The following is a 13,843-nucleotide window of genomic DNA, read 5'->3' as shown; positions in this document are numbered from 1 at the left end:
TGATATCATTCTCTGCCTGATTTTCCCTGACGGCAGCTTTCATGAAATTTCCCGGCAAACGCAAATCCAAACACTATTTTCCCGTCAACGCGCGCGATCCGCTGCTGCAGGCTTCCCAGCAGGAGCAGGAAGAGGGCAGCTGGGTGGTGGGTATCGACCAGACGCTGGTGGATATTGAAGCCAAAGTCGATGACGACTTCCTGCAGCGCTATGGCCTGAGCGCCGGTCATTCGCTGGTGATCGACGATGCGACCGCCGAAGCGCTGTACAACGAGCTGATGCGCGAGCAGCTGATCAGCCACCAGTTTGCCGGCGGCACCATCGGTAATACGCTGCACAACTACTCGGTGCTGGCCGATGACCGTTCGGTGCTGCTCGGCGTGATGTGTAACAACATCCAGATTGGCGGTTACGCCTATCGCTACCTGTGCAATACATCCAGCCGCATGGACCTTAACTTCCTGCAGGGCGTCGATGGCGCCATTGGCCGCTGCTTTACCCTGATCGGCGAGCAGGGCGAGCGCACTTTTGCTATCAGCCCTGGCCTGATGAACCAGCTGCAGGCCGCCAGTATTCCGGAAGAGGTGATTGCCGGTGCGTCGGCGCTGGTGCTGACATCCTACCTGGTGCGCTGTCAGCCGGGCGAACCGATGCCGGAAGCGACGCTGCGGGCCATTGAGTTCGCCAAAAAGCACAATGTACCGGTGGTGCTGACGCTGGGTACCAAATATGTGATTCAGGATAACCCGCAGTTCTGGCGCGATTTCCTGCGCGAACACGTCTCAATTGTGGCGATGAATGAAGAGGAAGCGTTCGCGCTGACCGGCGAAGCGGATCCGCTGCTGGCCTCCAACATGGCGCTCGACTGGGTCGATCTGGTGCTGTGCACCGCCGGACCGACCGGGCTGTATATGGCCGGGTTCACCGAAGAGGCGTTTAAGCGCAAAACCAATCATCCGCTGTTGCCGGGGGCGATTGCCGAGTTCAACCAGTTTGAGTTCAGCCGCGCCATGCGTCATCAGGATTGTCAGCAGCCGCTGCGTATCTTCTCGCACATTGCGCCTTACATGGGCGGTCCGGAGAAGATCATGAACACCAATGGTGCCGGTGATGGCGCCCTGGCGGCGCTGCTGCACGATATTACCGCCAACAATTTCCACCGTCAGAAAGTGCCAAATTCCAGCAAACACGCTCGCGAATACCTGACCTACTCGTCGCTGGCGCAGGTGTGCAAATATGCCAACCGCGTCAGTTATCAGGTGCTGAACCAGCACTCACCGCGTCTGACGCGCGGGCTGCCGGAGCGGGAAGACAGTTTAGAAGAGTCTTACTGGGACAGGTAATAACGGCGGGTTGACCAGCTATCCGTCATGGATATCTGCGCTTTGCGAAACGGTGCGCATGAATGCGCACCCTACATGGGTCTCCATGGCGGCGCACCTTATGGTAGGGGCGCCATTCATGGCGACCTGGCAAATTAATAACGTCTTAAATCGGGCACTCGCGCACAATCGGGTTTTGCGCGATCTCTTCCTGCAATACATGCAGCATACTGTTGGCAATCTCCCGCTCGCCCATTACCACGCGATTGGCGCCACGCTCCATGATATAGGCCACTTCGTCGTCGTAATGCGCCCGGGCGATAATCTCAATATCTGCCCGCTTTTCGCGCGCGGCGGTAACAATTTCCCCGGCTTCATAGCCGTTGGGGATGGTCAGCAGCAGCCAGCGCGCGCAGTCAAGACGCGCTAAATCCATGGTATCGACTCGCGCCGCGTTGCCCAGCACGGCTTTGATGCCCTGTTCGCGCAGCGCTTCGACGCGCGGGCGCGAATTCTCCACCACCACCAGCGGCACATCAGCTTCCATCAACTGCTGTCCCAGCAGGCTGCCGACGCGGCCATAACCCACAATTACCGCATGATTGCAGATATCCACCGGAATCTGCTTCTCTTCTTCAATTGCCTCTTCCAGCGTCTGCTCTTCCATGGTCTCGGTTTTGTCGAGATAACGCTCCAGCACGGTAAACAGAATCGGGTTAAGCATGATGGAGAGGATCGCCGCCGCCAGCACCAGGTTGCGGCCTTCGTCGCTCAGCATGCCGAGCGAAATCCCCAGTCCGGCGAGGATAAAAGCGAATTCGCCAATCTGCGCCAGGCTGACGGAGATGGTCAGCGCGGTGCGCCGCGAGTGGCCGAGCAGCGTGACCAGCAGCCAGGCGGCAATCGATTTACCCAGCACGATAATGGCCAGCGCACCCAGCACCGCCAGCGGCTGCTCCAGCAGGATCATCGGGTCGAACAGCATGCCGACCGAGACAAAAAACAGCACGGCAAACGCATCGCGCAGCGGCAGCGTGTCGTGTGCTGCCCGGTGGCTGAGCTCTGATTCATTCAGCACCATGCCGGCAAAAAAGGCGCCGAGGGCAAAGGAGACGTCAAAGAATTCCACCGCACCAAACGCGATACCCAGCGCCAGCGCCAGTACCGACAGCGTAAACAGCTCGCGTGAACCGGTGGCGGCGCTTTTGGCCAGAATCCACGGCACCACGCGGCGGCCGACCACCATCATCAGCACCATAAAGGCAGCGACTTTGCCGATGGTCAGTAACAGGTCCCACGCCAGCAGCGTCGGGCTGGCATTTCCCTGCTCCAGCATGCCGGCAATGGCTGGCAACAGCACCAGCGTCAGCACCATCACCAGGTCTTCGACGATCAGCCAGCCGATGGCGATTTGCCCGCGCTGGCTATCAATCAGTTGACGCTCTTCCAGCGCGCGCAGCAGCACCACGGTACTGGCGGTGGAGAGACACAGGCCAAACACCAGACCGGTCATCCATGACCAGCCCATCGCCCATGACAGACCCATTCCCAGCAGCGTGGCGACCGCGATCTGCGCGATGGCACCGGGAATGGCAATCGACTTTACCGACATCAAATCCTTAAGCGAGAAGTGCAGACCGACGCCGAACATCAGCAGAATGACGCCGAGTTCAGCCAGTTCGGGGGCCAGATTGGTATCCGCGACGAAGCCCGGGGTAAAAGGACCCGCCAGCACGCCGGCCAGCAGATAGCCGACCAGCGGCGAGATGCGCAGGCGATTCGCCAGCATACCAAGGAGAAATGCGAGGACCAGACCTCCGACAATGGTGGTGATCAACGGGGTAGTGTGATGCATGCCTGTCTCCTTGTGTGCAAATGTATCCGCTTGTAACAACCTAGTGTAATGCACAATCGTTCGCCGCGTTTAAACATTTGAGCGGTGAAAGACGAAAAAATTGAAAAAATGAGACAAAAACGCAGCCGAAGCGCTATTTTCCTCAGTTATCTCAGCATATCGGCAGGATTTATGCAGAATGGAGGGGGGCAGAGAAAAATAGTTGCCCCCCGAAAGGGCTCAGCGCTGCTGCTGATCAGGTAAGAAAGCGGTCAACAGGCCAATAAGTGGCAGCCAGGCACAGATTTGATACACCCATTCGATACTGGTGTGGTCGGCTACTACGCCCAGGACCGCCGCGCCGAGGCCGCCCATGCCAAAAGCAAAACCGAAAAACAGCCCGGAAACCATACCGATACGCCCGGGCAGCAGCTCCTGGGCATAGACCAGAATGGCGGAAAACGCCGAGGCCAGGATCAGACCAATAATTACGCTCAGCACGCTGGTCCACATCAGGCTGGCGTGCGGTAACAGTAGGGTAAACGGCGCCACGCCGAGAATCGATCCCCAGATGACATATTTCCGCCCGATTTTATCGCCTATCGGCCCACCGATAATGGTGCCGGCGGCGACCGCGCCGAGAAAGGCAAACAGATGGAACTGCGAGGCCTGCACGGACAGCCCGAATTTGTGCATCAGATAGAAGGTGTAATAGCTGCTCAGGCTGGTGAGGTAAAAGTACTTGGAGAAAATCAGCAGCAGCAGTATGCCGATGGCCAGCGCCACTTTATTGCGCGGCAGGGGGTTACGCGGCCTGCTGGCAGCGCTGGCCTGGGTGGCGCGCTGCTGGTGGCTGTACCAGCGGCTCACCTGCAGCAGCACAATGATGCCGAGCAGCGCGGCCAGCATGAACCAGCTGAGATGGCCTTTGCCATAGGGCGCGACGATGATGGCGGCCAGCAGCGGCCCCAGTGCGCTGCCAAAGTTACCACCGACCTGAAACAGCGACTGAGCCAGCCCATGGCGGCCGCCGGAGGCCATGCGCGCCACGCGCGACGATTCCGGATGGAACACCGATGAGCCGCAGCCAACCAGCGCCGCGGCCAGCAGCACCTGCGGATAAGTGCTGGCAAAGGTCAGCAGCACCAGACCGAACAGGGTAAACCCCATCCCGACCGGCAGTGACCAGGGTTTCGGATATTTGTCGGTGTAATAGCCAATCAGCGGTTGTAATAATGAGGCAGTAACCTGATACGTCAGCGTAATCAAACCAATTTGCACAAAGCTGAGGCTGAAATCTTTCTGCAGCAGCGGATAGATCGCCAGTAACAGCGATTGCAGCATATCGTTCAGCAGATGCGCGAGACTGATGGCACCAAGAATGCCAAAAGCTGTACGCCCGGTGCGCCGCGTCGGGGTTAACGTCTGTTCACTTGCCATAAAGATCCTGAAGGGGTGGGAATTTCGTTATCAGATTGTTACGTCATGCATGACTGTATTCGCCTTTGGCCTTGAGTTAAAGGGCGAACTGTGCGACACAGAAGGGCGAAAAAGCACATCCGGCGCACCGCCCGGTAAAAAACGCAGAATAAGGAGATCGGCTTTGTTGTTATCACCGCACAGAGGGCGCTGGCTGGCGCTGATTATGCTGCTGTTGCCGCTGCTGGCGCAGGCGTGGCAGCCGGACCGCAGCTACCGTTTCAGCATTTTGCACACCAACGATCATCACGGCCACTTCTGGGCCAATGCGCAGGGTGAATATGGTCTGGCCGCGCAAAAAACGCTAATGGATCAGCAGCGGTATGATGTGCAGGCGAAGGGCGGCGGCGCGCTAATTCTGTCGGCGGGCGACGTCAACACCGGCGTGCCGGAATCGGATGTGCTGAACGCCGAGCCGGACATTCGCGGCATGAACCTTATCGGCTATGACGCGATGGCGCTCGGTAACCACGAATTCGACAAACCGCTCAGCGTGCTGCAAAAGCAGCAGAAATGGGCGAAGTTTCCGTTTCTTGCCGCCAACATTTATGCCAAAGGCAGCGATAAGCGCCTGTTTAAGCCGTGGGCGATTTTTAATCGCATGGGGCTGAAAATTGCGGTGATCGGCCTGACCACTACTGACACGCTGCGCATCGCCAATCCGCAAAACGTGGCGCAGATAGAGATTCGCGATCCGGTGAAAGAGACGGAAAAAGCGGTGGCGGAACTGCGCGCCAGCGACAAGCCGGATGTGATTATCGCGCTGACGCACATGGGCCACTACGACGACGGGCAGCATGGCAGCAACGCACCGGGCGATGTGGAACTGGCGCGCCGCCTGCCGCCGGGCACGGTTAACGTGATCGTCGGCGGGCATTCGCATGATGCAGTGTGCATGGCAAAAGAGAACGTCAGCGTGGCGGATTATCAGCCCGGACAGCCGTGCCAGCCGGATCGCCAGAACGGCGTGTGGATCGTGCAGGCAAAAGAGTGGGGGAAATTTGTCGGTCGCGGCGATTTCACCTTCCGCAACGGTGAGCTGACGCTGGATAACTATCAGCTGATTCCGGTCAACCTTAAGCACAAGGTAAAGAACCTTGATGGCAGCGAAACCTGGCTGCCGTATCAGGAAGCGATAGCGCAGAACGGCGCAATGATGAAGCTGCTGACGCCGTATCAGCTGCGCGCCGGCAAACAGCTGGCGGTCAACGTGGGTCGCAGCGACAGCGTGTTTGATGGCGACCGCAGCAAGGTGCGCTTTGAACAAATGCCACTGGCTCAGCTGATCCTGCGCGCGCAGATGGCGGCCACTCAGGCCGACTTTGCCGTTATCAGCGGCGGCGGTATTCGCACCTCGCTGGCGCAGGGCGAGATCAGCTGGCGCGATCTGTTGCAGATCCAGCCGTTTGGCAATCAGGTGGTGTCCGTGACGCTGACGGGCAAAGAGCTGCTGAACTACCTGGCGACGGTGGCGAATATCAAAGCCGATTCCGGCGGTTTCGCGCAGTTCAGCAACATCAGCCTGGTGGCCGATGGCAAAAGCGTCAGCGCAGTGAAAATCAATGGCGAGCCGCTGCAGCTGGATAAAACCTATCGCATGGCCACCAACAGCTTTAACGCCAGCGGCGGCGACGGCTACCCGGTGATTGATGGCCATGCTGGTTTCCGCAACAGCGGCCTGCGTGATGCGGAGGTGCTGCGCAGCTATGTCAGTCAGCACTCACCGCTGCGCGTCGCCGATTATGCGCCACCGCAGATTGTGCATCTGACACCGCAGCAGGTTGAGGAGCGCGACAAAGCGCTGGAGAAGCAAAAGAAGCGCAGCTATCCGCAGATGATCCTGGCGTGGATCTGGCCACGCGCGGCGCATGAGTGACAAAACGGGCGGCACTTCAGCCGCCCGTGGTTTTTCAGGCGCTGCAGGATTTCTGGCTCACCCAGCGCTGGCGCAGCTTATCCCATGCCCAGTTGTAAGCCATGGTGTAGGGCAGAAAGAACAGAAAGAACGCCACTTCCAGCAGGAAAGCGTCCAGCAGCGAAATATGCAACATCCACGCGGCAATCGGCAGGCCGATGAGGATAAAGCCGCCCTCAAAGCCGAGCGCATGCAGCGCGCGCAGGCCGAGACCGCGCTGGCGCTGCGGCGGGCAGAGACGGTCAAAGCCGCTGTTATAAATGATGTTCCACAGCATGGCGACGGTCGACAGCATAATCGCCAGCGCGCCCATCTGAAACAGCGGTTTATCCATAACCCAGGCGGCCAGCGGCGCAACCGTGACGATCGCTAACCCTTCAAAGCCTGCGGCATGACAAAAACGTTCTTTCAGTGAACGGGTACGCATATAAACCTCCTTTTGAGTAACGCCACGCATTTTCTCACTGCACAATGCTAAGATAAAATGATTACCTATCGATAAAAGCGATGGTTCAGCATGAAGTACTCACCAGAATCCCTTGAGGCATTTGTTCAGACCGTCGCCAGCGGCTCGTTTTCTGCAGCGGCGCGTGCGCTGGCAAAAAGTCAGTCCACCATCAGTAGCGCGGTGGCCAATCTCGAAGATGACTTAGGCTTTGCGCTGTTTGATCGCAGCGGACGCCAGCCGGTGCTGACCGCTCAGGGCCAGCGCGCGCTGGCGCAGGTGCAGCAAATTCTTGCTGCCAGCCAGCGGCTGGATGAACTGGCGGTGCGGCTGTCGCAGGGCGTTGAGCCGCGACTCAGCCTGGCCATTTCCGACTTCTGGCAGGCCGATCACCATGAAAATCTGCTGACGCGCTTTGAGGCGCGCTATCCGGATATCGAATTTGAATGCATGATTGCAGAAGATGAGGATGTGCTGGATTTACTGCAGGCCGGGCGCGTACATCTTGGCGTGGTGCGCGCCCAGCCGCGTTTGCCGCCGGATCTGGCGGTGGCGCGACTGCAGGTTGAAGCGCAAATGGCGATTTTCCTGCATCAGGATCACCCGCTGGCAGCCCGTTCGCAGGTGAGCGAGGCGCAGCTGGGCGAATTGCGTCAGCTGCGGCTCAATACCTGGGTGGAAACCCGCCAGCCGCTGCCGGCGGGCCGCACCTGGTCGGCCCCAACCTATCTTTTATTGCTGGAGATGGCGGAGCAGGGGTTTGGCTGGAGCGTACTGCCGCGCTGGCTGGTGCAGCAGTTTGGTCATCAGGTCTTGCGCGAGCTGCCGGTGCCGGGCTGGCCGCAGCATATTGCGGTGGATGTCATCTGGTCGCGGCGCAATCCGCCGGGCCCGGCCGGCCGCTGGATGATCGACCAGCTGTGCGCGCAGCAGCCTGATTAATCGCGGCGCGCCACGTCAGCCAGCGTGGCATCCAGCAGCCTTGCCAGATCCTGCGCGGCCAGTTCGATATCCAGCCCGCGCTTGCCGCCGGAAATAAAGATGGTCGGGAATTCGCTGGCCTGCTGATCGATCACCGTCGGCAGCCGCTTTTTCTGCCCCAGCGGACTGATGCCACCCACCAGATAGCCGGTGACGCGCTGCGCCAGTTGCGGATCGGCCATGTCGGCTTTTTTTGCCCCCAGCGCTTTGGCGACTTTTTTCAAATCCAGCTGTGAAGAGACCGGCGTCACCGCCACTGCCAGCGCTTTGCCATCACCGTTAAGCGCCACCAGCAGGGTTTTAAACACCTGGCGGGCATCCAGGTTGAGCTTGCGCACCGCCTCGTCACCGAAGTGGGTTTCATGGCTGTCATGCTCGTAGGGATGCAGGGTAAAAGCGACCTGTTGTTTTTCCAGCAGTTTTACGGCGGGTGTCATATTCAATCCTTGCTACGAAAATTCTTATCTCGGTTTGCGTGAAAGTACTGGCGAAAATCTGAACTTTGCGCGAAAATTGGCCGGCGCCAGTCACCCTGGCGATAACCAAAATCATAAACAAATTCCTCTTTGACGGGCCGATAGCAATATTGGCCTTCTTTTTTTTATGCCTTCAGCAGCTGCGGCAAATTGTCTTCGCCGTACAGATGCAGTGCACCGACCGCCACCACATAGCGTCCGCGCGGCAGCGCCAGCAGCAGCTCGCGCCAGTGCTGATTACGGTTGCGCATCAGGGTATCGTTCAGTTCACTGCTGAACGTAGTCGGCAGCGCCACCGGCTGGCTGGCGGGTGGCGCATCCAGCCACCAGCTGATCATGGTTTGCAGCAGTCGCGCGTTGGTGTGCCAGTGTTCCAGCGTATCCAGCAGCAGCGCCAGGCCATCCTGCGGTAGTGATTTCAGCAACGCGATCTGCGTTTCCGGCCCTTCCAGCTCAATAATGCGTTTTCCTGCCGCCTGCGCTGCCTGCAGCAGCTGATAGTCAATACCGTACTGCGGTCGCAGCCCCAGCCGCTGCGCCTGCTGCGCCTGCAGCATCAGCGCAATTTGCCAGAACGGCAGGCTATCAAACAGCGCGATGTTCAGTGACAGCTCATCGCACAGCGCCGTCAGCTGTTGCAGCGTCTCTGGCGTCAGCCGCGTTGCCAGCGGCGGATACGCTTCACCCTCACTAAACGGTGAACTGCCGCGGGTAATATCCGCTTCCACCACCAGCGCATCGGCTTTTTGCAGCTGGCGCAGCAAGCCGGCCGGCAGCGGTTGCATATCGCGCGTGCCCATATGAATACTGCCAGCCAGATGCAGACGGCGGTCTCCGAGTCTGATATCCATGGCGGGCCAGCTGTAGCTGGCGGGGAACAGGCTGCTGGCCAGCTGTTGCAGGCGGTGCCACACACTGCGTCTCATGCCGTGTCCTTTTTAAGTCAAAAATCCATGCTAGCGATTTCGCTCAGCGAAAGACAGGGCAGAGGTTGCTATTGCCGCTGCGCCGGTTTAAAGCGCAGCAAACGGTTAGCATTGCTCACCACGGTGATCGACGACAGCGCCATGGCGGCACCGGCGACGATAGGGCTGAGCAGCACACCGGTAAACGGATAGAGCACGCCGGCAGCAATCGGAATGCCCAGGCTGTTATAGACAAAGGCACCCAGCAGATTCTGCCGCATATTGCGCAGCGTGGCGTTGGCCATCGCCAGCGCGTCGGCCACGCAGTGCAGATCGTTGCGCATCAGCGCCATCGCCGCGGTTTCAACCGCCACATCGCTGCCGCCGCCCATGGCGATCCCCACATCCGCCTGCGCCAGCGCCGGAGCGTCGTTGATGCCGTCGCCCACCATCACCACGCTGCGCCCCTGCTGTTGCAGCTGCGCAATCGCCTGCGCTTTACCGTCCGGCAGCACGCCAGCGATCACCTCATCGATACCCGCTTCGGCAGCGATGGCTTCGGCAGTGGTCTGATGGTCACCGGTCAGCATGATCAGACGATAGCCCAGCTGATGCAGCCGCTGTAGCGCCGCACGGCTCTCCGGACGCAGCTGGTCACGCAGGGCGATCAGGCCCAGCAGTTGCTGTTGATCCGCCAGCAGCACCGGCGTGGCGCCCTGCGCAGCGAGTCGCGCGATATCCTGCTGTGCGGCGCGCAGGTCAATGTGCTGCTCTTCCAGCAGCGCCGCATTGCCCAGCAGCAGCGTTCTGTCAGCGACAGTAGCACTCACGCCTTTGCCGCGTATTGTACGAAATTGCGCAACGCGGGCGTCACTGACGGTAGGTGCGGCGGCGACGATGGCCTTCGCCAGCGGATGCCCCGATCCCAGCTCCAGCTGGGCGGCGGCCTGCATTACCTGCTGACGATCCCAGTCGCTGTACAGCAGCACCTCGCTGACCTGCGGCGTGCCCTGGGTCAGGGTGCCGGTTTTATCAAACACAATGGTGTCGACTTCACTGGCCCGCTGCAGCGCATCGGCATCGCGCACCAGCACGCCTAGCTCGGCGGCGCGGCCGACGCCCGCGATCACCGACATCGGCGTGGCTAAGCCCAGCGCACATGGGCAGGCGATAATCAGCACCGTAGTGACAATCACCAGCGTATAGGCCAGCTGCGGCTGCGGCCCGACAACATACCAGACCGCTCCGCTGAGCAGGGCAATCGCCACCACCACCGGCACAAACACCGCCGAGATGCGATCGGCCAGCCGGCCCATTTCCGGCTTGCTGCTCTGCGCCTGACGCACCAGATTGATAATACGGGCCAGCGTGGTATGGCTGCCGGTGGCGCGGGCGGTGAACTGTAGCGATCCGTCCTGCACCAGCGTCCCGGCATAAATCTTATCGCCAGGACGGCGCGACTGCGGCAGCGCTTCGCCGGTGAGCATCGCTTCATCAAGCCAGGCTTCGCCGCGGCTGACTTCGCCGTCCACCGGTACGCGATCGCCGGTCACCAGCTTCAGCGTCATGCCCGGTGCGATTTCGCTCAGCGGCAGCGGCTTTTCCCCTTCAGCGGTGATCACGCAGGCCTGCGCCGGGGTTAAATCCAGTAGCCGCTCCAGCGCCTGTGAGGCGCGCTGGCGCGCGCGCTGTTCCAGCGCATGGCCTAGGTTAATCAGGCCGATGATCATCACGCTGGCTTCAAAATAAAGATGGCGCGCCTGCGGCGGGAAAAATGCCGGCCACAGCGCGACGCTCATCGAGTAGATCCAGGCCGCACCGGTACCGAGCGCCACCAGCGTGTCCATGGTGGCGGTAGCATGACGCAGGCTGCGCCACGCGCTGCGATAGAAGTGGCCGCCGGCAAGCACCATCACCGCCAGCGTGACGGCACCGAGCACGCGCCAGAGCGTCTGATTGCTGTCGTTTAGCATCATGTGATCACCGACCATGCCCCAGACCATCATCGGCACGCCGACGATCAGCGCCAGCGCCGCCTGCCAGCTAAAGCGGCGCATCGCCTGCCGTGCGCTGACCTGCTGGCGCTCGCGCCGGGTTTGTTCATCTTCGATCACTTCCGCAGAATAACCCGCCTCGTCTACGGCGCTGACCAGCGCTGAGGGTAAGGCATCGCCCAGCACCAGCGCGCTGCGCTCACCCAGATTGACGCGCGCCTGGTTCACGCCGGGCACTTTCTGTAACGCCTGCTCGACGCGGCTGACGCAGCTGGCGCAGCTCATCCCGCCTATCAGCAGATGGTGCACCGCAAGATTCTCTTCTGCCGGCTGCGACTCCGTTGTCAGCGCCTCCGGCTGCGGCTCCTGAGCTGGCAACGGATCAGGCTTTGGGCTGGACGCCTCATTTTTCAGCGTGGCGTGATAACCAGCCTGCTCAACGGTGGCAATCAGATCGCTGGCGCTGGCTGCGCCGGTGACGCGCGCTTCCTGCTGCGTTACCTCGGCCTGTTCCACATCGCTGCGCTGCTCCAGCGCCTCTTTAACGCGTTTAACGCAGTGGCCACAGGACAAGCCGTCCAGAGCCAGTAATTGTGTGTGTGACATCATCAACTCCTCGTTTATCAGGTTTGACTCGCTGCAAGGTTTGCATTAGTTATAAAGCCTAAACCTTCCATTCAGGGGAAGGTCAAGGGGCAGAGATGAACATTAGCGATGTAGCAAAAAAAACCGGGCTGACCAGCAAAGCGATTCGTTTTTACGAACAGAAAAGGGTGGTTACGCCGCCGTTACGCAGTGACAACGGCTATCGCAGTTATGGCGCGCACCACCTGGATGAGCTCAATTTTCTGCGCCAGGCGCGGCAGGTGGGCTTCACGCTCGAGGAGTGTCGCGAACTGGTCGCGCTGTTTAATAACCCGGCGCGCCACAGTGCCGATGTTAAAGCGCGCACCCTGCAAAAGGCGGATGAGATCGCGGCGCACATTGAAGAGCTGCACGCGATGCGCGCACGTCTGCTGGACCTGGCTGCAGCCTGCCCGGGCGATGACGGTGCCGAATGTCCTATCATCAATCACCTGGCGGGCTGCGGTCATCAGGAGGGCGGCAAACGCGGCTGAATCAGCAGCGTGATGCCTGACACGCCGGTCACGATCACCGGCGTGCCCGCTGGCAAATCTTCCTGCGCCTGCACGCGCCAGCTGCTGTCACCAATGCGCACATGACCGACGCCGTCTTTTAGCGCACTGTCTAACGTCAGGTGCTGGCCAATCAGCTGGCTGCCGCGCTGATTAAGTGTATTGGGCTGCTGCGCACTTTCGCGAAAGCGCATCCAGCGATACCAGAAAAACACGCACAGCAGCGTCAGAGTGGCGAACAGCATGCCCTGGCTGGTCCACGAGAACGGAAACAGCCACTCAATGATCCCGACCAGCACCGCCGCCACGCCGCTCCACAGCAGGTAACCGCTGGTGCCGAGCATCTCCGCTGCCAGCAGTAAACCGCCCAGCGTGAGCCAGAACCAGTGCGGATGCGCAATCAGCTCCATCAGCATCACGGTTTGCGCTCCTGACGGCTCTCTTTCAGCAGCTCGCTGATACCGGCCACCGAGCCGAGCAGGCTGCTGGCGTCGAGCGGCATCATCACCACTTTGCTGTTATTCGCTTCGCCAATTTTTTGCAGGGCATCGGTGTATTTCTGCGCCACAAAGTAGTTAATCGCCTGGATATCCCCGGCAGAGATAGCTTCTGACACCATACGCGTGGCGTTGGCCTCGGCTTCGGCCTGACGCTCGCGCGCTTCCGCCTGCAAAAAAGCGGAGGTACGTTCGCCTTCCGCTTTAAGGATTTGCGACTGCTTATCGCCCTCGGCGCGCAGGATGGCCGCCTGGCGTACGCCTTCGGCGGCGAGGATATCGGCGCGTTTGGTACGCTCAGCTTTCATCTGTGCGTTCATGGCCGCTATCAGTTCCTGCGGCGGGCGCACGTCGCGGATTTCAATACGGGTGATTTTTACCCCCCACGGATTGGTCGCTTCATCAACAATGTGCAGCAGGCGGGTATTAATGTTATCGCGCTGCGACAGCATCTCATCCAGCTCCATGCCGCCGAGCACGGTGCGGATATTGGTCATGGTAAGGTTGATGATGGCCAGCTCAAGATTGCTGACTTCATAAGCGGCGCGCGCCGAATCTACCACCTGAATAAAGCACACTGCATCGATGGTGACGTTGGCGTTATCTTTGGAGATGATCTCCTGCGAGGGAATATCGAGAACCTGCTCCATCATATTGATCCGGCGACCAATACGGTCCATGAACGGCACGACTAAATTCAGACCGGGCGGCAACGTTTTGGTGTAGCGGCCAAAGCGCTCCACCGTCCACTGGTAGCCCTGTGGCACAATTTTGACACCGGCCCACACGGTAACCAGCGCGAGCACGATGATGACGGGAATCACTGTTAACATATAACCTCCTGGCTGTCAGATTGTCG

At 59.8% G+C, this 13,843-nt stretch carries 12 protein-coding genes; 4 read left to right on the top strand and 8 right to left on the bottom strand.

Going from position 1 to position 13,843, the window contains the following annotated elements:
- Positions 1-41 precede the first annotated feature (41 nt).
- A complete protein-coding gene (locus AC6I8P_RS13700; protein WP_021507224.1) occupies positions 42-1,343 on the top strand; it encodes an inosine/guanosine kinase in 1,302 nt (433 codons plus the stop codon).
- 145 nt (positions 1,344-1,488) lie between these two features.
- On the opposite strand, the gene ybaL is transcribed toward AC6I8P_RS13700, so the two are convergent.
- Together ybaL and AC6I8P_RS13690 are read right to left on the bottom strand one after the other, a co-directional pair.
- Positions 1,489-3,177, bottom strand: a complete 1,689-nt coding sequence (gene ybaL / locus AC6I8P_RS13695; protein WP_021508650.1) for a YbaL family putative K(+) efflux transporter — start codon at positions 3,175-3,177, stop codon at positions 1,489-1,491.
- Between the two features lie 219 nt (positions 3,178-3,396).
- The gene (locus tag AC6I8P_RS13690; protein WP_058769404.1) at positions 3,397-4,596 is read right to left on the bottom strand and encodes an MFS transporter; all 1,200 of its coding nucleotides are present in this window, start codon (positions 4,594-4,596) and stop codon (positions 3,397-3,399) included.
- A 163-nt stretch (positions 4,597-4,759) separates the two neighbouring features.
- Here AC6I8P_RS13690 and ushA point away from each other — a divergent pair, with 163 nt between their 5' ends.
- Entirely contained in the window at positions 4,760-6,511 is a 1,752-nt protein-coding gene (gene ushA / locus AC6I8P_RS13685) for a bifunctional UDP-sugar hydrolase/5'-nucleotidase UshA (RefSeq protein ID WP_278709017.1), read from the top strand.
- 34 nt (positions 6,512-6,545) lie between these two features.
- Here the strand turns inward: ushA and AC6I8P_RS13680 are convergent, their stop codons facing one another.
- Positions 6,546-6,977: a multidrug/biocide efflux PACE transporter gene (locus tag AC6I8P_RS13680; RefSeq protein WP_104092665.1), complete on the bottom strand. Its 432-nt coding sequence runs from the start codon at positions 6,975-6,977 to the stop codon at positions 6,546-6,548.
- A gap of 90 nt (positions 6,978-7,067) precedes the next feature.
- Between AC6I8P_RS13680 and AC6I8P_RS13675 the strand changes: the two genes are divergently transcribed.
- Positions 7,068-7,937: a LysR family transcriptional regulator gene (locus AC6I8P_RS13675; protein WP_021508646.1), complete on the top strand. Its 870-nt coding sequence runs from the start codon at positions 7,068-7,070 to the stop codon at positions 7,935-7,937.
- Here AC6I8P_RS13675 and ybaK read toward each other — a convergent pair.
- From ybaK to copA, 3 genes are all read right to left on the bottom strand, one after another.
- Positions 7,934-8,413 (bottom strand): Cys-tRNA(Pro)/Cys-tRNA(Cys) deacylase YbaK, encoded by a 480-nt coding sequence (ybaK, locus tag AC6I8P_RS13670; RefSeq protein ID WP_021508645.1) that lies wholly within the window; start codon positions 8,411-8,413, stop codon positions 7,934-7,936. The two genes, AC6I8P_RS13675 and ybaK, sit on opposite strands and share 4 nt — an antisense overlap.
- Before the next feature lie 164 nt (positions 8,414-8,577).
- The gene (locus tag AC6I8P_RS13665) at positions 8,578-9,378 is read right to left on the bottom strand and encodes a TraB/GumN family protein (protein WP_021508644.1); all 801 of its coding nucleotides are present in this window, start codon (positions 9,376-9,378) and stop codon (positions 8,578-8,580) included.
- Between the two features lie 68 nt (positions 9,379-9,446).
- Entirely contained in the window at positions 9,447-11,957 is a 2,511-nt protein-coding gene (copA, locus tag AC6I8P_RS13660; RefSeq protein WP_498031168.1) for a copper-exporting P-type ATPase CopA, read from the bottom strand.
- A gap of 95 nt (positions 11,958-12,052) precedes the next feature.
- Here copA and cueR point away from each other — a divergent pair, with 95 nt between their 5' ends.
- Positions 12,053-12,469 (top strand): Cu(I)-responsive transcriptional regulator, encoded by a 417-nt coding sequence (cueR, locus tag AC6I8P_RS13655; RefSeq protein WP_498030671.1) that lies wholly within the window; start codon positions 12,053-12,055, stop codon positions 12,467-12,469.
- On the opposite strand, the gene AC6I8P_RS13650 is transcribed toward cueR, so the two are convergent.
- Positions 12,445-12,903, bottom strand: coding sequence for an NfeD family protein (locus AC6I8P_RS13650; protein ID WP_058769407.1), 459 nt, complete (start codon positions 12,901-12,903; stop codon positions 12,445-12,447). The two genes, cueR and AC6I8P_RS13650, sit on opposite strands and share 25 nt — an antisense overlap.
- Positions 12,903-13,817, bottom strand: a complete 915-nt coding sequence (locus AC6I8P_RS13645; protein WP_021508640.1) for an SPFH domain-containing protein — start codon at positions 13,815-13,817, stop codon at positions 12,903-12,905. Before AC6I8P_RS13645 ends, AC6I8P_RS13650 begins: the two co-directional genes overlap by 1 nt.
- Positions 13,818-13,843: the final 26 nt, after the last annotated feature.

It is taken from the genome of gamma proteobacterium symbiont of Lampromicra miyakona, assembly GCF_059730895.1.
The sequence above is the reverse complement of the archived record's forward strand: the minus strand, read 5'-3'. Positions and strand labels throughout refer to the sequence as shown.

Excerpts from the sequence above, each read along its gene's own strand:
- AC6I8P_RS13700 (WP_021507224.1), top strand. The coding sequence starts at position 42 with ATGAAATTTCCCGGCAAACGCAAATCCAAACACTATTTTCCCGTCAAC.
- ybaL (WP_021508650.1), bottom strand. The coding sequence starts at position 3,177 with ATGCATCACACTACCCCGTTGATCACCACCATTGTCGGAGGTCTGGTC.
- AC6I8P_RS13690 (WP_058769404.1), bottom strand. The coding sequence starts at position 4,596 with ATGGCAAGTGAACAGACGTTAACCCCGACGCGGCGCACCGGGCGTACA.
- AC6I8P_RS13680 (WP_104092665.1), bottom strand. The coding sequence starts at position 6,977 with ATGCGTACCCGTTCACTGAAAGAACGTTTTTGTCATGCCGCAGGCTTT.
- AC6I8P_RS13675 (WP_021508646.1), top strand. The coding sequence starts at position 7,068 with ATGAAGTACTCACCAGAATCCCTTGAGGCATTTGTTCAGACCGTCGCC.
- ybaK (WP_021508645.1), bottom strand. The coding sequence starts at position 8,413 with ATGACACCCGCCGTAAAACTGCTGGAAAAACAACAGGTCGCTTTTACC.
- AC6I8P_RS13665 (WP_021508644.1), bottom strand. The coding sequence starts at position 9,378 with ATGAGACGCAGTGTGTGGCACCGCCTGCAACAGCTGGCCAGCAGCCTG.
- copA (WP_498031168.1), bottom strand. The coding sequence starts at position 11,957 with ATGTCACACACACAATTACTGGCTCTGGACGGCTTGTCCTGTGGCCAC.
- cueR (WP_498030671.1), top strand. The coding sequence starts at position 12,053 with ATGAACATTAGCGATGTAGCAAAAAAAACCGGGCTGACCAGCAAAGCG.
- AC6I8P_RS13650 (WP_058769407.1), bottom strand. The coding sequence starts at position 12,903 with ATGCTGATGGAGCTGATTGCGCATCCGCACTGGTTCTGGCTCACGCTG.
- AC6I8P_RS13645 (WP_021508640.1), bottom strand. The coding sequence starts at position 13,817 with ATGTTAACAGTGATTCCCGTCATCATCGTGCTCGCGCTGGTTACCGTG.